At 57.8% G+C, this 20,663-nt stretch carries 4 protein-coding genes and 4 pseudogenes; 2 read left to right on the top strand and 6 right to left on the bottom strand.

Going from position 1 to position 20,663, the window contains the following annotated elements; all coding sequences use genetic code 11:
* Nucleotides 1–56 precede the first annotated feature (56 nt).
* The gene (locus KQH55_RS06200) at nucleotides 57–16,784 is read right to left on the bottom strand and encodes a non-ribosomal peptide synthetase (protein WP_235090401.1); all 16,728 of its coding nucleotides are present in this window, start codon (nucleotides 16,782–16,784) and stop codon (nucleotides 57–59) included.
* A 788-nt stretch (nucleotides 16,785–17,572) separates the two neighbouring features.
* Here KQH55_RS06200 and KQH55_RS06195 point away from each other — a divergent pair.
* Both KQH55_RS06195 and KQH55_RS06190 read left to right on the top strand, forming a co-directional pair.
* Nucleotides 17,573–17,779: a hypothetical protein gene (locus KQH55_RS06195; protein ID WP_235090400.1), complete on the top strand. Its 207-nt coding sequence runs from the start codon at nucleotides 17,573–17,575 to the stop codon at nucleotides 17,777–17,779.
* A gap of 249 nt (nucleotides 17,780–18,028) precedes the next feature.
* Nucleotides 18,029–18,458 (top strand): annotated as a pseudogene (locus tag KQH55_RS06190) (transposase); the annotation flags it as partial.
* Here KQH55_RS06190 and KQH55_RS06185 read toward each other — a convergent pair.
* From KQH55_RS06185 to KQH55_RS06160, 5 genes and pseudogenes are all read right to left on the bottom strand, one after another.
* Nucleotides 18,438–18,728, bottom strand: a pseudogene (locus tag KQH55_RS06185) (transposase); the annotation flags it as partial. The pseudogenes KQH55_RS06190 and KQH55_RS06185 sit on opposite strands and share 21 nt — an antisense overlap.
* Before the next feature lie 84 nt (nucleotides 18,729–18,812).
* On the bottom strand, nucleotides 18,813–19,292 hold the full coding sequence (gene mscL / locus KQH55_RS06180; protein WP_235090399.1) for a large conductance mechanosensitive channel protein MscL: 480 nt from the start codon (nucleotides 19,290–19,292) through the stop codon (nucleotides 18,813–18,815).
* A 97-nt stretch (nucleotides 19,293–19,389) separates the two neighbouring features.
* Nucleotides 19,390–19,605 (bottom strand): annotated as a pseudogene (locus KQH55_RS06175) (dihydroxy-acid dehydratase); the annotation flags it as partial.
* Nucleotides 19,601–19,885: pseudogene (locus tag KQH55_RS06170) on the bottom strand (IS5/IS1182 family transposase); the annotation flags it as partial. The pseudogenes KQH55_RS06170 and KQH55_RS06175, both read right to left, overlap by 5 nt.
* Before the next feature lie 300 nt (nucleotides 19,886–20,185).
* Nucleotides 20,186–20,663, bottom strand: a 478-nt coding sequence (locus KQH55_RS06160; RefSeq protein WP_235090398.1) for an integrase core domain-containing protein, incomplete at its 5' end; no start/stop codon positions are given.

Here is a 20,663-nt window from a genome sequence, read left to right as displayed (position 1 = left end):
TGATATTGTTCAGCCAAAAATTTTTAAAACAATCGCTTATTGAAAATTCTGATCTTTTATGATAAAAATGTTTCCCCTTCATCATCGTTTAACCGACATTCCTGCAGCTCATTTAGCTTCTGACGCAGAATGCGCCCAATATGCGCAGTCGGTTCTGGCAGATCCATATCCTCATGCTTGCAGACAATGTCATTAACCTCAATATTGCCTAACACGTAAGGCTGCCAGACGTCTGGGGAGACGATCTCAATAGACGTATCTCGTGGCACCGTCGCTCGAAAAAACAACATATCACCACCATAAATACACGGGGAAAAACCTTGAATAATACGCTCATTATTGCGTATAATCGCACGGGTTTTTTTCCAAAGAGATTGACCAATCTCCGATAAGCTTTCCGCTTCGTGACGCGCAAACATATTAATATAAAACTTTTCTTTGATTATCCCTGGCTTGTCATCCTGTTGTGTGTGATTGGGCGTAGCATCAAGCACTGCCAGCAGCGCGACTCGCTCGCCCTGCTGCTCGAGTTGCGTCGCCATGCTATGGATGACGTTTCCACCCAACGACCAGCCTAACAAATAGTAAGGTCCTTCGGGCTGAACAAGGCGAATCTGTTGGATATAGTCTGCCGCCATTGCTTCGATCGTGAGAGCCAGTGGCGAGACGCTATCCAGTCCGCGGGCCTGCAAACCATAGACGGGTTGATTCGCCTCCAAATGGCTTGTCAGTCCTCGATAATGCCAACTCAGCCCGGTGACAGGGTGAACGCAGAAAAGCGGGGGACGGGAGCCATGCGATTGAATCGGCAGCAGTACTGCAAAAGAATCATCTGGCACGCTGCCTTGAGCGGAAACGCGCTGTGCCAGCGCAGCAAGGCTCGGTGCATCAAACAACAGATGCATCGGAATGGACACGCCTAATGCTGTTCGGCTACGACTGATCATCTGCACCGCCAGTAGCGAATGGCCGCCCAGTGCGAAGAAGCTGTCGTGTCGGCCCACCTGCTCCACACCCAACAGCTCGGACCAGATCGACGCGAGTGTCGTCTCGAGCTCGCCCTGCGGCACTTCATACGCTTGGTGCGCCAGCGCCTCGTCATCCGGTGCGGGCAGCGCGCGCCGATCGAGCTTGCCGTTGGGCGTCAGCGGAAACGCGTCGAGCCGCACAAATGCGCTGGGCACCATATACTCGGGCAATATTGCGGCCACGTGCGCACGCAGCGTGCTTGCGAGTTGCTCGTCCGCTTCGGCCTGCACATACGCCACCAGCCGCTTAGCCGAGCCCTCACCGGTTGCCAGCACCACCGCATCACGCACCCGCGGGTGCGCCGTTAAGCACGCTTCGATCTCACCGGGTTCAATCCGAAAGCCACGGATCTTCACTTGCTCATCGTTGCGCCCCAAATACTCCAGATTGCCGTCCGGGCGGTAACGCGCCACATCCCCGGTCTTATACAGCCGTGCACCCGCGTCATCGGAGAACGGATCCGGCACAAAGCGCTCGGCGGTCAACTCGGGGCGGTTCAGGTAGCCCCGTGCGACCCCCGCTCCGCCAATATACAACTCACCAACCGCGCCTAACGGTACAAGCTGGCTATGGGCATCCAGCAAATAAATCCGTGTGTTCGTAATCGGTTGACCGATCGGGACAACATTGCCGTTCATATCCCGCCCGCCTCGCCATACAGTAGCGCAAACCGTTGCTTCCGTCGGGCCATACGCATTGAAGATGGTGTAGTATTGGCTTAAATGTTGCACCAATGCCACACTAGGTGCTTCGCCCGCGAGAATCAGCGTTAAGGGTGTACTTAAGATAGGCAGCGCCTGGCTATGCTGAAGCAGCGCGGAGGGCAACGTCACGTGCGTGATCGCGTGGCTTTTTAAATAAGTCCAAAGTTCGTGTTGATCCCAACGGGCTGTATTGGGCGGCAGATACAATGTCGCACCGCTGCCGAACGCCATCAGAATCTCGGAGATGCTCGCATCGAAACTGAATGACGCAGACTGCAATACGCGGCTGGCCGCGTGCACCTCAAATCGGGCAATCTGCGCGTGCACGAGATTCATCACGCCGCGATGTTCAACCATTACACCCTTGGGCGTGCCAGTCGAACCGGATGTATAAATCACATACGCGAGATGACGGGCGGTGAGCTCCGGCACTGATGGATTCGTGTCCGCCTGTTCCGGCAATGTGTTCGGGTCAAGCACCGTGCGGGACACAAGCGCCGCCTCACCCAGCGCGGCGCGGCCCACCGCATCGGCCAACACGATTTCTGGCGCCGCATCGTGCAGGAGATGCACAAGCCGCGCGCCCGGATACGCAGGGTCCAGCGGCACATATGCACCGCCTGCTTTCAAGGTCGCCAGCAGTCCCACCACCATTGCGAGACTTGGTGCCACACAGATCGCTACCCGCTCATCAGGCTTCACGCCCAACTCGATCAGCTGATGCGCGAGTCGGTTAGCCTGTGCATTGAGCTGCGCGTAGCTTAGCATCTGGTCTTCATAGACCAGCGCCGTTGCATTTGGCGTACGCTCTACCTGTACTTCAAACAATTGGTGAATGCACAGGTGGGCTGGATATGCTTGCTGTGTCGCGTTCCATGTCCAAAGCAATTGTTCGCGCTCGATGTCAGGCAGCCACTTTAGCTGCTGGACGGGCTGATCGGGCATGCAATCCAGTGCCTCAGCCAAGCTCTCAAGCACCTGCTGCATGTAACCACACACTCGATCAGGATTGCCCGGTTGTACGATCTGCACGGTCAGCCCGAGCGCGGTACCGTAATCTTCCACCGACAATACCAGGGGATAGTTACTTCGCTCTCGTGCCCCAAAAAATTGAACGCCAGCCAATGTTTTGCTGTCGTCTGTCGAAAGAATATTATGCCGGTAATTCAACAACGCACTAAAGAGTGGCAAGCTGGCGGGCACGCCACTACAGCGCAGCGCGCGTACCAGTGGCGTATGTTCATGTTCGAGCAATGCCGCCAGTTGAGTGTGCGTGGCGTATATACTCGACTCCACGCTACCATCCAGGTCCACGCGCAGCGGTAGGACATTTAAGAATAACCCCAGCGCCCAATCTGCGCCGTCCGCTTGCATCCTCCCTAGCAGCACCGTACCGAACACGACCCGTTGTTGACCGCTTGCGCGCGCAAGCACCTGCGCCCATGCCAGGTGACACAGGCTGGCTAAGCTCACGCTTAATCGCTTAGCGTGTGCACGCAGCCGATCGTTCAACGCTTGCGGCAGCCTTCGATGTGCTTCAGTGCCCCGAGCGTTGTCGCCATACACGTCGGTGAGTCCAAACGGCAATGTTGGCTCCGACACGTCCGCGAGCATGTCAGTAAAGAAACGGGTGTGCGATGCTTGATTGATGCTCAGTCTTGCGTGTGCAACCAGGTTGCGGAATGGTTGTGCGGCAGGCAGCATCGTGCCCTGGCCTGCCATGAATGCTCGCACCTCGGTATGCATCACCTCATCAGTCGAGTGATCGCCAATCAGGTGGTGCAACAGCTGGACCATCAGCCAGCGGCCATCGCTGTCCTGTGCGATCGCACAGTGCAGCAGCGGCGCCTGCGTCAGATCCAGCCACGTGTGACAAGAATCGAAACGCTGCGCCAACTGCTCGGCGATCGGTCCATCGACCGGATCGAACGTCAGTTCGGTCACCGGCAGCCGCGCGTGGCGCCACACCACTTGCGCGGGCATCGACACGCCTTCCCACACGAACGCGGTGCGCAAAATATCGTGCCGATCGATCACCTGCTGCAGCGCGTGCAGATACTGGTCAAGCCGCTCACGACTATCAAAAGCGGACTGTGTGATCAGCAAATAGGGATCGCCTTCGGTGGCCAGCAGATGATGAAACAGGATGCCGTCCTGCAATGGCGACAGGGCATAAATGTCCTGGATATTGGCTACGCTACCGGGCACCTGCTCGACGATCCGATCGATGTCCGCTTGCGTCAGCTCAATGAGCGGCAACATCGATGGCGTAATCATAGTGGTGTCGGGCGTGATCGCGTTCGCAGGCACCGCCACGTCACAATGCTGGCCCAACGTCTGCGCCAACGCACTGAGCGTCGGTGCCTCAAATAGCGCCCTTACCGACATGCTCAAGCCCCGACGTCGCAGACGCTCAATCAAGCGCACCGCGAGCAGCGAGTGGCCGCCGAGCGCAAAGAAGCTGTCGTGCCGACCCACACGTTCGACATCCAATAGCTCGGCCCAGACCGCCGCGAGCGTCGTCTCAAGCTCACCTTGTGGCGCTTCATACACTTGATGCGCCAGCGCCACATCATCCGGTTCGGGCAGTGCACGTCGATCGAGCTTGCCGTTCGGAGTCAACGGAAACGCGTCCAGCCGCACAAACGCACTGGGCACCATATACTCGGGCAACGCTGACGCCACATGCGTGCGCAACGTATTGGCCAGTTGCTCATCCGCCTTCGCCACAACGTACGCCACTAAGCGCTTGGCACTGCTCTCGCCCATGGCCAGCACCACCGCCTCATGCACCTGCGCGTGCTTGGCCAAGCACGCCTCAATCTCGCCTAACTCAATGCGAAAGCCCCGGATCTTGACTTGATAGTCATTGCGACCCAAGAATTCCAAATTGCCATCAGGCAGGTAGCGTGCCAAGTCTCCCGTCTTGTACATCCGCGCATTCGGCTCGTTTGCAAACGGATCGCGCACGAAGCGCTCAGCGGTCAATTTGGGCCGGTTCAAATAGCCGCGTGCCACCCCCGCGCCACCGATATACAACTCGCCGACTGCACCCAGCGGCACCGATTGCTGGTGCGAATCCAGGATATATAGCCGGGTATTGTCAATGGGCCGGCCAATCGTGCACCAGCTACTTTTGTTATCCGCGACCTCATGTATGGTGGCGGTGACCGTCGTTTCGGTCGGACCATAAGCGTTCAACAAACGGGGGCGATGGCCTTCGCCAGAAAACCAGGCATCGCGTGCTGACGCGCTCAACGCATCTCCCCCAATGAGAATTGCGCGTACGCTGTTTGCCACAGGAGCCGCTTCTTGAACCAACTGTGTCCAGAACTGCACCGGCAAGTCCACCACGCTGACATGGTGAGCGGCACAAAGCGACCAAAATGGTTCGGCTCCAGCCAACCAAGCATCCGTGCGCAGCACGAGTGCCGCCCCTCGTGTCAAAGGCGTAAAGATTTCCTCAATCGACGTATCAAACGACAGCGGCGCAAATTGCAACATCTTGTCTTGCGCAGTCATGTCAAGCTCACGTGCTATTGCTGTCACTAGGTTCACGACACCTTGGTGTTGCACCATCACCCCTTTGGGACGTCCTGTGGAACCTGATGTGTAGATTACATACGCCAGGTCTTGTGCATCCAACGACAATTCGTATGCGTTTGGATTCTCCGCGCTTTGATGCGCCCATTGCGCTATGTCAGTCTGTAAATCGAGTATCGGTACCCCATTTCCCAAGCCCTGCGTCACTGCGGCAGACGGTGTGCCACTGCTGAGCAATACTGTGGGCGTGCTATCTGTCACCATATAAGTCAAGCGCTCGCTCGGATAGCTGGGATCGAGCGGCACGTACGCGCCGCCGGCTTTCAGAACCGCCAATAGCCCTACGACCATCGCCGGCGAGCGCTCGACACAGATTGCCACCCGTGTGTCCGGCTTGACGCCCAGCTTAATGAGCCGATGCGCCAAGCGGTTTGCTCTCGTATTTAATTCTGCATAACTCAGTGTCTGCTCTTCAAATATCAGCGCCGTCGCCTGAGGAGTACACTCAACCTGTGCTTCAAATAGCTGGTGCACGCACAAGTGCGGCAGGTAACCGCACTGTGTCGCATTCCACGTCTGAATCAGTAAGTTACGCTCCTCGCTGGGCAATACTTCCAATTCTCTAACCGGCTGCTCGGACGCTGCTTCGAGCGCCTCAGCCAGGCTCTGCAGCGCCTGCTGCATATATGCGCACACTCGGTTAGGGTCTAGTGGCTTAACGATTTGCGCCGTCAACCCTAGCGCTTGCCCAAAATCTTCGACCGATAGCCCGATCGGATAATTGTCACGCTCTTCGGCGTACAGCAGCTCCACACCCGGGAGGGTGTTGCGCTCGTTTGAGTCCATCGCATTGTGCCGGTAATTGAGCAGCGCACTAAACAGCGGCGTGCCCCCCGGCACCCCACTGCAGCGCTGCGCGAGCGCTAATGACGCATGCTCGTGTTCCAGCAGCGCCGCCAACCGCCTATGCGTGTCCCGCACACACGCCTGAACACTACCGTCCAAATCCACGCGCATCGGCAGCGTATTGATAAAGAGCCCCATCGCGCTATCCGCATCGCTACCAACGTGCGTCCGCCCAAACAGCACGGTGCCAAACACTACACGTTGTTGGCCACTCGTGCGTGCGAGCACCTGCGCCCACGCCAAATGGCACAGGCTCGCCAAGCTCACGCCCAGGCGCTTCGCATGCGCGCGCAGCCGATCGTTCAATGCTGAAGGTAACTTGTGGCGCGCTTCAGTTACCTGTCTGCCGTCATGATGCACCTGTGCCAGACCGAACGGCAACGTCGGCTCATCGATGTCAGCAAGCATGCCGGTGAAAAAACGCTCATGTTCGGCTTGGCTGAAGCCCAAGCGCACCTGTGCGACCAGACTACGGAATTGTTGGGCCGCCGACAGCGCCTCGCCCCTGCCTTCAATAAACGCTTTTACCTCCGCATGCATGACTTCAGCAGTCGAGTGATCGCCAATCAGATGGTGCAGCAGCTGGACGAGCAGCCAGCGGCCATCAGTGTCCTGCGCAACCGCACAGTGCAGCAGCGGCGCCTGCGCCAAATCCATCCGAGTGTGACGCGGATCGAAGCGGCGGGCCAATTGTTCGCTAATCGGCCCGTCAGTGGTCTCCAGCACGAGCTCGGTCACCAACAATGGCGCATGACGACAGACCACCTGCGCAGGTGTAGACACACCTTCCCACACAAACGCGGTGCGCAGAATGTCATGCCGGTGGATGACCTGCTGGACAGCATCCAGATACTGATCGAGCCGCGTACGACTATCAAAGGCGAACTGCATTATTAGCAAATAAGGATCGCCTTCGGTGGCCAGCAGATGGTGGAATAGGATACCGTCCTGCAGCGGCGACAATGCATAGATGTCTTGGAGATTCGTGATGCCACCGGGCACCTGCTTGACAATGTGGTCAATCTCAGCCTGTGTCAGCTCGATGAGTGGCAGCATCGACGGCGTAATCTCAGTCGTGTCGGGCGTGATCACGTTGGGCGGCACCACCACGTCACGGCGCTGGCCCAACGTCTGCGCCAACGCACTGAGTGTCGGTGCCTCAAATAGCGCCCGCACCGACATACTTAAGCCCCGACGCCGCAGGTGCTCAATCAACTGCACCGCAAGCAGCGAATGGCCGCCAAGCGCAAAAAAACTGTCGTGACGGCCCACTTGCTCGACACCCAATAACTCGGCCCAGATTTGAGCCAGCGTGGTCTCGAGCTCACCTTGCGGCGCCTCATATGCCTGATGCGCGAATGCTTGCGCATCCGGTGCCGGCAGCGCACGACGATCGAGCTTACCGTTGGTCGTCAAGGGGAACGCATCGAGCCGCACGAACGCGCTGGGTACCATGTACTCGGGCAGCGCTGAGGCCACATGCGCGCGCAATACGCTAGCCAGCGATTCACCCGCCTCAGCGACCACATACGCGATCAGGCGCTTGTCGTTACCTTCGCCTTGTGCGAGCACCACCGCATCATGTACCTGTGGGTGCTGTGCCAAGCACGCCTCAATCTCACCGGGCTCAATGCGAAAGCCGCGAATCTTGACCTGATCATCGTTGCGGCCCAGAAACTCCAAGTTACCGTTGGGCTGGTAGCGGGCCAAATCGCCTGTCTTGTACATCCGCGCATCGGGTTCAGTCGAGAACGGATCACGCACGAAGCGCTCGGCGCTCAACTCCGGTCGGTTCAGGTAACCGCGCGCGACGCCCGCACCGCCAATATACAGCTCGCCGACCGCACCCAACGGGACGGGCTGCTGATACGCATCCAGAATATAGAGCCGGATGTTGTCAATGGGCCGCCCAATCGTACGCCAGCTACTTTCGTCGTCGGTGACCTCATGCACAGTCGCGGTGATCGTCGTCTCGGTCGGGCCATAAACGTTCAGCAAACGCGGCCGGTGTCCATCGCCGGCAAACCAAGCCTCACGTGCTGATGCGCTCAACGCGTCCCCACTAATCATGACCACACGTACACTGTTGGGGAGAGGAATTTTTTCCTGGATCAGTTGTGTCCAGAATTGGGTAGGTAAATCCGTTACACTGACACGGTTAGCCTGGCAAAGCGCCCAAAATGACTGAGCCCCGGCTAACCAAGCATCAGTGCGTAGCACTAATGTCGCACCCTGAGTGAGCGTGACGAACATTTCCCCAATTGACGCATCAAAGGACAAAGACGAACATTGCAACATCCTGTCTTGCGCAGTTAAGCCAAGGCTGCGCACCATCGCTGTCACCAGGTTGACCAAGCTGTGGTGTGTCACCATGACCCCTTTAGGCTGGCCTGTAGAACCTGAGGTATAAATGACATAGGCCAAATGCTGTGCATTCAGTGATAACTCGTACGTATCACAATTGTGCTCGCTTTGATGTGCCCACTGCGCTGCATCAGCGTGTAGATCCAGTACCGGCACCCCCGCGCCTAAGCTTTGCGTTACCGCGGCAGGCGGTGTCCCCACGCTGAGCAATACTGCAGGGGCACTATCTGCCACCATATAAGCCAGGCGTTCTGCCGGATAGGTGGGATCCAGCGGCACATACGCGCCGCCGGCCTTGAGCGTGGCGAGCATACCCACGACCGTTTCCGGGCTGCGCTGAGCGCATAGCGCCACCCGCGCATCGGGCTTCACGCCAAGTTCGATCAGCTGGTGTGCCAAGCGGTTAGCTTGCGCATTGAGCTCTGTGTAGCTGAGCGTTTGGTCTTTGTAGACCAGGGCCATCGCCTCCGGTGTGCGCACCGCCTGCGCTTCGAACAATGGATGGATGCATTGATGCGCCGGATAGTCCCGCTGCGTCGCGTTCCACGTGTTAAGCAGTAAAGTTCGCTCAGTCGGCGCGAGCAGCTCGACGTGGGCGACAGGCTGTTGTCCGCTAGCGGCTATCGCCTGCACCATCGCCTGCAGATACCCGACATGCCGCTCGATCGTCACGCGATCAAATAACGCCGTCGCATAGCCCAGACTGCCGACGATTTCCTCGCCCGCCTCGTACAGACCTAACTCCAGATCAAACTTGGCGACGTCATAGTCCAGCTCCATCGGTTGCACAGTCAGGCCGGGCAAGTCCCAAGCCGCGATCTCGCTGTCCTGCCACGCGAACATCACCTGAAACAGCGGCGTATGCTCGAGCCGGCGCGGCGGCTGCACGATTTCGACGACTTGCTCGAATGGCAAATCCTGATACGCTTGCGCGTCCAGCGTTGTACACCGCACCCGCTCGAGCAACTGCGTCACACTGGGCTCGCCGGACAAATCCACGTGCAATGCGAGCGTATTGACGAAGAAGCCAATTAACGGCTCGATTTGATAGTGATTGCGATTGGCGCTCGGTATGCCAATGACCAGATCATCCTGCCCCGACAGCCGCGCGAGCACTGCGCTCCACGCCGCGAGCACCGTCATGAACAGCGTTGCGCCGTGCGCTTGGCTCACGCGCTTCAGCGCCCCCGTGGTTTGGGCATCGATACGAATCGGCACCTGCGCGCCGGCAAACGATTGCTGCGCCGGACGAGGCCGATCAGTGGGCAACTCCAGCAGTACCGGCGCATCAGCGAGCTTCGTACGCCAGTAATCGCTTTGCGCTTGCAGCCGCTCACCCAAAAGCCACTGCCGTTGCCAGGCTGCATAGTCCGGATACTGGATCGACAGCGGTGGCAACGGATCAGCCTGGCCCTCACAAGCTGCACGGTACAGCGCGCTCAGTTCGCGCACCATCACGCCGATCGACCAGCCATCCGACACAATATGGTGCTGCACGAGCAGCATTACGTGCTCGTCATCGGTTAATTGAATGCCGCAGGCGCGCATCAGCGGGCCACATGCCAAATCGAACGGCGCCTGTGTTTTCCTCGCGCTAAGCCGGGCTAGCTGGGTATCCGCGTCGGGCAAGCCGCGCAGATTATGCCAAGTCATCGGCACGCCCGTCTCGGCGGGCAGCAGCTGCACCTGCGGCTGACCGTCAACGCTGATGAACACCGAGCGCAGCGCTTCGTGACGCGCCAAGAGCGCATTCAGCGCCTGCTGCCATGCGCCCTGATTTATCGCCCCCCGCACACGCAGCGCAAGCGGTATATGATAAGCGTCGCTCGCCCCGTCGAGCTGCGCGAGGAACCATAGCCGTTGCTGCGCAAACGACAGCGGCAATGCTCTGTCACGCGATACGGGCGTAATCGCCGACGATACGCTACTGTCTGACGTGCATTGCGAACTGAGCACGGCAGCCAGCCCAGCCAGCGTAGGCGCGGCAAACAGCGCCGCGAGCGGCAATGGCATACCGAGTGCGGCCACCCGATTCATCAAACGTACCGCGAGCAGTGAATGGCCACCAAGCGCAAAAAAGCTATCATGCCGGCCTACCCGCTCCACATCAAGCAATTCGACCCAAATCGCCGCGAGCATGCATTCAAGCTCGCCTTGCGGCGCTTCATACGCTTGATGTGCCAGCGCGTCGTCATCCGGTGCGGGCAGGGCACGCCGGTCGAGCTTGCCGTTGGGCGTCAACGGTAACACGTCAAGCCGCACGAACGCGCTGGGCACCATGTACTCGGGCAAACTCGTCGCTACATGCGCGCGCAAAATCCCCGCTAACGCTTCATTGGGCTCAGCCACCACATAGGCAACCAGCCGCTTATCTTGGCCTTCGCCCGTGACCAGCATCACCGCATCGCGCACCTGCGGGTGTTGCGTCAGGCACGCTTTAATCTCACCAGGTTCAATGCGAAAGCCGCGAACCTTGACTTGATCATCGTTACGGCCCAAGAACTCCAGATTGCCGTCGAGCCGGTAACGGGCCAGGTCACCCGTGCGGTACATTCGCGCGCCGGGCTCTCGAGAAAACGGATCGCGCACAAAGCGCTCAGCGGTCAGCTCCGGTCGATTTAGGTAGCCACACGCTACACCGGCCCCACCAATATACAACTCGCCGACCGCACCGAGCGGAACCGGCTGGTTGTGCGCGTCAAGCAAATAAACGCGCGTGTTTGCAATTGGCCGGCCAATCGGTAGGCGTTCAGACTGATCGCTAAGTTCAGTTACCTCAAACGTTGTTGAAAAAGTCGTGCCCTCGGTCGGCCCATAACAGTGAATTAAATGGCTTGGCCCGGCCTGTTCCAGCAGTTGCGCGAAAGATCCTAGGTTCTCCTTTTCTCCGCCACAAAGCAAATATTTTAATCGTGCCAAAGCCGGAGCCATTACCGGGACCAACTGATTAAATAGCGCGGTCGTTAGAAAAAGCGTGGTTACCTGATATCGCGAAAGCGCCTCCTCCAAAAGGCATGGGTTGAGCACCGTGTTCGAATCGAATATGACAACGCAACCTCCATTGAGCAACGGTGCCCACACTTCAAACGTGCTTGCGTCGAAAGCCGGGTTGGCTGCGAACGCCACACGATCATCAGTGTCAATGGCAATAAAGCCATTGTTGATGACCAGCCGCGCAACCGCATGATGCGGCACCATCACGCCTTTAGGTGTGCCGGTCGAGCCAGACGTATAGATCACATACGCCAGATGCCGGGCCGTCAGGCCCGCTACCGATGGATTAGTATCTGGCAACGCCGGCAGGGTGGCCAGATCAAGCACCGTGCATTCGGCCAGCGCCGCCTCGCCCAACGCAGTGCGCCCGGCCGCATCGGCCAGCACAATGTTGGATGCCACATCGGCGAGGATGTGCGCCAAGCGCTCACTCGGATAGGCTGGGTCGATCGGTACATACGCCCCACCCGCTTTCAAAATCGCCAATAGCCCCACGACCATCGCCGGCGAGCGCTCGGCACAAATCGCCACGCGTGCGTCCGGCTTGACGCCCAATTCAATGAGCCGATGCGCGAGGCGATTGGCTTGCGCGTTCAGTTGCGCATAGCTCAGTGTCTGCGCTTCAAACTCCAACGCCGGCGCCCCGGGTGTGCGCTCGACCTGCACTTCGAATAGCTGGTGCACGCACCGATGTGATGGATACTCGCGCTGCGTCGCGTTCCACGTGTCAAACAGCAATTGGCGCTCGGCCTCGGGCAGCATCTGCAACTGCTGCACCGGGGTGTCGGGCGTCGCCTCGAGCGCGTCGGCCAAACTTTGCAGCGCCTGCTGCATATATGCGCATACCCGCTCGGGCTCTAGCGGCTGCACGGTCTGGGCGGTCAGCCCCAACGTCTGCTCATCATCTTCGACCGACAGCGCGAGTGGGTAATTGGTGCGCTCCTGCACACCCAACAGTTCGACACCCGTTAGCAGGCTGCGCCTGCCTGCATCTGTCGCATTGTGTCGGTAATTGAGCAACGCACTAAACAGTGGCGTGCCCGCCGGCACGCCACTGCAGCGCTGCGCGAGCGCCAGCGACGCATGCTCATGCTCGAGCAGCGCCGCCAGCCGCGCGTGCGTGGCGCACACGCTCGCCTGCACACTGTCATCCAGGTCCACGCGCAGCGGCAACGTATTGATAAAGAGCCCCATTGCGCTATCGGCCCCGCTCCCAGCGTGCATCCGCCCAAACAGCACCGTGCCAAACACCACACGCTGCTGGCCGCTCGCGCGTGCGAGCACCTGCGCCCATGCCAGATGGCACAGGCTCGCTAAGCACACGCCCAGGCGTCTGGCATGAGCGCGCATTCGATCGTTCAATACCTGCGGCAGCAGCCGATGCGCTTCGCTTACCTGTGTGCCGTCACGATGCACATGCACCAAGCCAAACGGCAGTGTCGGTTCGTCGATGTCCGCGAGCATATCGGTAAAAAAACGCTCATGTTCGGCTTGACTGACGCCCAAGCGCGCCTGTGCGACCAAATTACGAAATGGCTGCGCCGGTGGTAAACTCCTGCCCTCACCTGCGATGAACGTCTGCACCTCTGAGTGCATCATTTCCAGCGTCGAGTGATCACCAATTAAATGGTGCATCAGCTGAATCAGCATCCAGCGACCATCGGTGTCTTGGGCAACCGCCAAACGTAGTAAAGGCGCCTGCGTCAGGTCCAGCCGAGCGTGGCGAAGATCGAAGCGCCGTGCCCACTGCTCAGCAATCGGTCCATCGACGGAGGCTGGAGCGAGCTTGGTCACTGACAGCGACGCATGCCGCCAGACAACCTGTGCGGGTGTGGATAGGCCTTCCCATACCAACGCAGTGCGCAAAATGTCGTGGCGATTCACGACCTGCTGGAGCGCATCCAGATACTGATCGAGCCGCGCTCGAGTGTCAAAAGCCAATTGTGTGATCAGCAAATACGGATCACCATCGCTGACGAGCAGATGGTGAAATAGGATGCCGTCTTGCAGTGGCGACAGTGCATAGATATCTTGGATATTTGCGACGCTACCGGGCACTTGTTTAACAACCCGATCGATCTCGGCCTGCGTCAGCTCAATAAGCGGTAGCATTTCGGGCGTCAGCGCGGTGGTGGTCGGCGTGATAACGTTGGGCGGCACGACCACTTCACGATGCTGGCCCAGCGTCTGGGCCAGTGCCATAAGCACCGGTGTGTCAAACAGCGCACGCACCGACAAGCCGACTCCCCGACGCCGCAGACGCTCGATCAATTGCACCGCGAGCAGCGAATGGCCACCGAGCGCAAAGAAGCTATCATGCCGGCTCACTTGCTCGATACCCAGCAACTCGGTCCAAATTTTAGCCAGCGTCGTCTCGAACTCGCCCTGCGGCGCCTCGTACGCCTGATGCACGAACGCGTCAGCATCTGGCGCAGGCAGTGCACGCCGATCGAGCTTGCCGTTTGGTGTCAGTGGCCACGCGTCAAGTTGCACGAACGCGCTGGGCACCATGTACTCGGGCAAGCTCGCCGACACATGCGTGTGCAATGTACTGGCCAAGTGCCCATCGGCTTCAGCGACCACATACGCGACCAGACGCTTGCCATTGCCGTCGCCTTGTGCAAGCACGACCGCCTCACGCACCTGCGGATGTTGCGTGAGGCATGCTTCAATTTCACCGGGTTCAATGCGAAAGCCGCGAATCTTGACTTGATCATCGGTGCGGCCCAGGAACTCCAAATTGCCGTCAGGCAAGTAACGCGCCAGATCCCCGGTCTTATACATCCGCGCATCCGTCTCACCCACGAACGGATCGCGCACAAAGCGCTCAGCGGTCAGCTCCGGCCGGTTCAAGTAACCACGTGCTACACCCGCGCCGCCAATATACAACTCGCCGACCGCGCCCAGCGGCACCGGCTGGCAGTGAGTATTGAGCAGATAAATACGTGTATTGGCAATCGGGCGACCGATGCTTTCAATGCATGGCTCGCCACGATACATCGAGTGCCAAGTCGAATAGGTAGTGCACTCCGAAGGTCCATAAAGATTACACAGTCGCTTAACCGGCGTCTGTTCAAAAATCTGCTTGATTAAGCGTGCGGTCAGCGGCTCTCCCGCCAAATTGATTGTGGTCACCGAAGCTAAGCTCGCTCGATGCACCAGCAAGGACTGTAGCACAGAAGGCACGGTATTAATTACGCTGACTGGCTGAGCATGATGCATCAAAGCCAGTGCATCGTCAGCCAGGTGCACAGTTGAGCCTTGCGCGAGCGGCACAAAACACTCGAAGACCGAAAGATCGAAATTAATTGATGTCGCAAACAGTGTGTGCCACGTCTCTGATAGCGTAAACGTCTGCAGCGCCCAATGCAAAAAATTGACTGCTTGAGCATGTTCAATCATCACACCCTTCGGCATACCGGTGGAGCCAGACGTATAGATCACATATGCCAGATGCCGGGCCGTCAGCTCGGCTACCGACGGATTCGTGTCCGGCAACGCCGGCAGGGTCGCCGGATCAAGCACCGTGCGCTCGGCTAGCGCCGCGTCGCCCAATGCAGCACGTCCGTCCGCATCCGCCAGCACAATGCTCGGTGCCGCATCGGTGAGGATGTGCACCAAGCGCTCACCCGGATAACTCGGATCGAATGGCACATATGCGCCCCCGGCTTTCAAAATCGCCAGCACCCCCACGACCAGCGCGGGACTGCGCTGCACACAGATCGCCACGCGCGTGTCCGGTTTGACGCCTAACTCGATGAGCTGGTGCGCGAGGCGATTGGCTTGTGCGTTCAGCTGCGCATAGCTCAGTGTCTGCGCTTCAAACACCAGCGCTGGCGCCTCAGGGGTACGCTCGACCTGCGCTTCGAATAGCTGGTGCACGCACCAGTGCGATGGATAGTCTTGTTTTGTCGCATTCCACTCGACCAACAGCCGATGCCGCTCATCAGCGTCGAGCAGATCGATACTGTCAATCGGCTGCGCAGCATCGGCAGCGAGCGCCTGCACAAACCGGATAAACCGACGCTGATGTGCATCGAGCGCCTGCGCGGTGTAGCAGGCAGGATTGGCGTCAAAGTCAATCCGTAGTTGATGGTTGCCCGGAGTCCAATAGACGCAAAGCATCAGGTCCTCGGCCGGACCATTGAGCAAATTATGGTTTGTCGATGAATGCCCGCCAAACGACAGCTCGTGGCCAAACGGCATCACGTTGACCGTGGTACCAAACAGCCGCTGCCCGGGCGGCAGCTCAAGTTGACGCCGCAGCGCTTCGCTCGGGCAGCATTGGTGCCGCAGCCCGCTTTGCATCGCTTGCGCGGCCTGCTGCATGAACGACGACAGGTTCATCCCTGGTCGCATTGTGAACCGCAGTGGCAGTGTATTGGACTTCATACCAGGAATATGCCGGTCGGCACCGAAGCGGGCCTTGACCAGAAAACCCAATACGACGTCTTGCTCACCCGTGAATCGATAAAGATACGCGGCCATCGCCACCGTCATAAATTGTGCTAGCCGACGGGCATCCGACGCAGTGTCGCCCAGCGCCTGGATGGCCAGGTAAGTCGTCTGACGCAGCCGCTGCTGGAAAGCCGGAGCGCTGCGGCTTGCTAGCGTCACAGGCTCAGGCCAATTGGCGCAGTGCTTGAGCCAATACGCTTCGTCTTGCGCCCGTTGGGCAGATGCCTGATATTGCGCATCACTCTCCAATAGCTGCCGAATCGAACCAAAATCACATGCTGCCGGCGCCGTTCCCGCGCATAGCGCGCTATATACGTGCGCAACGCGCTGGGCGATCAGATACCGACCATATCCATCCATCATGATATGGTGATAGCGCTGATACCACATCCATTGCGCGGGCGCCACTTTCAGCAACGCATAGCAAAAAAGCGGTCCCTGCATCAGATTGACCGGTTGCTGATAATCGGCCTGCATCCACGCCTGGGCCGCTGCCTGAGGATCGTCTTCTGACGTGAGGTCCAGCACCGGCATTGACCATGCGGGTGCACCAATCCTCTGCCGCAGCCCGTCATCGCTGTCGACAAATTGCAAGCGCAGAGTATCGGCCTCATCGATGACTTGACGCAATGTCGCTTCAAAGACGGCCGGCTCAATCACGCCTTCGATCACCGTGTACTGCGCAATGTTGTAGACAGGGCTCTCTGGATGCAGTTGCTGCGCGAGCCAGATCTCCGTTTGGGCAGTAGATAACGCATACGTAACGGGCGTGACACTAGCATCCATAACAAAGCTCCAATTCAGGCGACCGAGCAGCCCGATATTTAATAGATGTACTAATCGATATAACGACGCAATCAGAATCTCTCGTTTTTTCAGGAACCACTACGGCTTTTACGACACGTCGCGTTCAACCTTAACCATTCACTGCGGCGATCAGGACCACTCATCGGCACGGGTCAGTGCGCCGTTCGTGTCACTTGGCTGGCCAGTGAGCACGCCACGATCAATTTATGTCAAGCTTTAGCGAAACACTGAACATAACGCGCATGAGGCTGTGCACGAATTGGCATTACAGTCGGTCAAACAAGACGGTTAAAAAGGACCAGGCAAGCCAGTGCGTTGCACAGGCGCGACATCATTGGGTTCGGTACTGGGGTCCTTTTTCATTTTTCTCTCCAGACATCACTTTTATTTAGCAACATGGCTACGTACCCGTTCGTTGACCAATCAGCTCGACGTTACCTGTTTAATGTCTTTCTTGCAAGCACCGCGTCTAGCTGTCACGAACCGCTACCAAGTTCCAAGTAATCGCAACGCTTAACGCCTGATTGAAACACTATAAAGCGTCCGCCATGGTGCACGCAAGTCCATTGTCTTTGCTTAAAACGACAGGCCTTGAACGAATGAAACGATAAAATAAAACTTGCAACTAGAAGCCACACGATCGCCCACGAGATGGATGAAGTACAGCTCAAGGGCGTGTCTCAAGCCACCGTTCATAACCGGAACAGCGAAGCTGAGCGGGCAATATTGGGATTTCGATATCGCCCAGCATAACCGTACTACCGCCAATGGGCAAGCAACGTCGGCATCCCGCCCTGGAACGGGAAATGATTCACGCCCTTGAGCGAGCGGCACCCACAAGCAAGAAGCGCATAAAACGGAAGCTGGTCATCAATTTGCCAGTCACTTCTCGCAAGCAGTTTATCGAAAAACTCGACTGGTATGCATCGCGATGGAAAATTGAAGTGTTCCGCAAGATCCTGAAATCGGGCTGAAAGGCAGAAGAGTCGCAGCTGCGCGCAGACCGGCTGACCACTCTTCTTTCGGTCTTCTGCACCGTCACCAATCAAGATTGCAAAGCAGTAAACAGCCTTGCTTGCGTCGCAGAACGGGTTTTGGCGGACTGGCGACCGCATGGATCTGCCCACCGACCTGGGCACCCCGGTCCCTGACAAGCTGAGCATGCTGGCTGCACAGTTGGTAGTATAGGTTGGCGAAAATGAGCGACAGTTGGATTACCGTCGCAAAGCAAGGATGCCGAGTCGATTTTGGGCGAATCGGGCTTAGCCGCGCAACTGAAGAAGCAACTGACTGAGCGCATGCTCGCCGCGGAACTGACGCACCACCTGGAAGGCGAAGTCGAGCAAGGCAAGGATGGCAATCATCGCAATGGGACCCGCCCCAAGACGGTGATTAAGCCCAGCGGCAAACTGAAGTTGGCTATCCCCCGTGATCGGCAGGCCGGGTTCGAGCCACAGCTGGTGGGTAAATATCAGCGCCGGCAACCCGGTTTTGACGATCACGTCATCAGCATGTACGCGCACGGCATGAGCGTGCGCGAGATCCAAGGCCATTTTGTTGGAACTGTATGGCCTTCAGGTGTCGCCTGATCTGATTTCGAGCGTCATCGACGAAGTACTGGCCGAGATCGAGCAATGGCAGCAACGCCCGCTCTAGGCGATGTATCCGATCGTGCTTTTTATCAAGATCTCGTGTGCTAGTGAGTATCCCACGCGTGATAACGTCGCGCTGGATGCGAGCAAACCAGTTTTCGACCTGATTCAGCCATGAGGAATACGTAGGGGTGTAATGTATCGAGACGTTCGTATAGTCAGCCAAAAGCGTTTAAACGGCGTTGATTTTACGGCTGCTTACGTTGTCGCAGATCACGTGAATTTCCTTTCCGGCTGGTTATGCCGATACCACCTCTGTGAGGAACGCGACCGTAGAACTCCCTCAATGAGAAAATTTTACTTCTGTTCCCGCTGGATTTTCGGGGGGGTTACCAGACCAAGAGCGTCGAGCGCCCTACGTGCGATCGACGCCGCCGCCGTCGCTGCGCTTCAGAGCATCACGAATTTCACGCAGCAGTAGGATATCCTCGGGCGGCGGCGCAGGAGCGGCAGGCGTTTGCTCGACCTTATGCACATCCAACCTGCGCAACTCGTTCACCGCCTTGACGAGCAAGAAGACGATCACCGCCAGGATCAAAAAATTCAATACCACAGTAATAAATGCCCCGTAGCCAAATACCGCGACGCCTGCCGCCTGAAGATCTTTGTACGAGTCGGGATTGCCCCTGAACGTGGCAGGAACGTGTCCGATACGGATGAACTTGTTTGAAAAATCCAGTCCGCCCGTAACGGCACCGATGACTGGCATGATCAAGTCCTTGACCACCGAATTGACAATCGTCGAGAACGCGCCGCCGATGATCACACCAACGGCCAGATCCATCACGTTGCCTTTAATCGCGAACTGCTTGAACTCTTGGATGAGTTGAGCCATTTTGTGCTCCGGAAAAAATATCCCGGGCGCTCAAGCGATCCGCGTGCCCGGCTCGGTCGGCCTGCGTCAGTGAATCTTCGGATCCGGATCAACTTGACGGCGACTGTCCCCACCCGGGCATTCCCGGCGCCTCAACCGGCCCCGCATGCTGAAGCACGATCACACTGTGCTCATCCACGGACAGCGCGTCGCTATTGATACAGGCGGCCATGTCGTTGTAGTCAAGGAATACGACGGCCGGCCCCGTATGCACGAGCAGACTTGGATCGGCGACACCGGTTTTGATGACGGCGCCATCGAGCGCCAGGTTGCCGCTCCACGTCACGCATTACACGCCCCACACGCGAATGCAGAATGCAAGGCCCATAGCGCTTTCTTCATCCGCTTGTATTGCTTCGCATGCGTATAGCGGCTGATCTGACTCACCAGACGCGACGCTTCGCGGTTGCAGTCCTACCGCAACTTCAGCCTGTGCCGGGCCGCGGCTTTCACCAGATGCTCCCCGCAACGTTCGAGCAGGCGCGAATCGGTGGGATACGCAATTGCCTTTTCATCACCGTCGTATCGACGATCACCCGCCTCAGGCTCGATGATTAGGCATTACACTGACCACTTAGTACTACAGTCTTAGCTATAATGGATTAAAATTACGAAAGGATTCTATGTGGCGCACGATTGATGAAGACCCTGGTGAAAGGGTGGGAGCGCGAGCTAGTGGCGTTGCACGAAAGGATTGCAGGTCAGTTCAGTCGTTCGGAATCGCGACAGCGCTCACTGGCCTATTTGAAGGCTCTGTTGGGTGGGGTGGAGCGCAAGAATGGCTGGCAGCTAGCAGAATGTGTATTAGCCGGAACTTGATCTGACAGATAGTCGAGCCGATAGAAAAGAAGCGGTCAATGTGGAATGAGTTTCTCCTTGGCAAGTGCTAGTGAATCGAGGAAGGTGCGCATGGGCGTCTTGCCATAACACCATCGCCCCTGATGCTCACGTTCATTGTTGTACTGATCGAGCCATGCATCAAGATCGGTTTGTAAGGCGTCGATCGATTCGTAGATCTTCTTGCGGAACACCACCCGATAGAACTCGTTGAGCATGGTTTTGTGCAACCGTTCGACGATGCCGTTGGTCTGCGGCGACTTGGCCTTGGTGCGGGTATGGTCGATGTCTTCTACGGCCAAATACAGCTCATATTCGTGATGCTCGGGGTTGCCACAGTATTCGGTGCCACGATCCGTGAGCACGCGCAGCAGCGGGATACCGAAACTGTCGAAGAATGGGACAACACGATCATTGAGTAAGTCAGCCGCCGGCAGCGGTGTCTTGCGATCATAGAGCTTGGCCAATGCCACCTTCGAATAGGTGTCGACAAAG

The organism is Mycetohabitans sp. B3, from assembly GCF_021498065.1.
In the GTDB taxonomy this organism is placed as follows: domain Bacteria; phylum Pseudomonadota; class Gammaproteobacteria; order Burkholderiales; family Burkholderiaceae; genus Mycetohabitans.
Note: the sequence above shows the minus strand (reverse complement) of the source record. Positions and strands in the feature narration are given on the sequence as shown.

Excerpts from the sequence above, each read along its gene's own strand:
- mscL (WP_235090399.1), bottom strand. The coding sequence starts at position 19,292 with ATGGCTCAACTCATCCAAGAGTTCAAGCAGTTCGCGATTAAAGGCAAC.
- KQH55_RS06200 (WP_235090401.1), bottom strand. The coding sequence starts at position 16,784 with ATGGATGCTAGTGTCACGCCCGTTACGTATGCGTTATCTACTGCCCAA.
- KQH55_RS06195 (WP_235090400.1), top strand. The coding sequence starts at position 17,573 with ATGGGCAAGCAACGTCGGCATCCCGCCCTGGAACGGGAAATGATTCAC.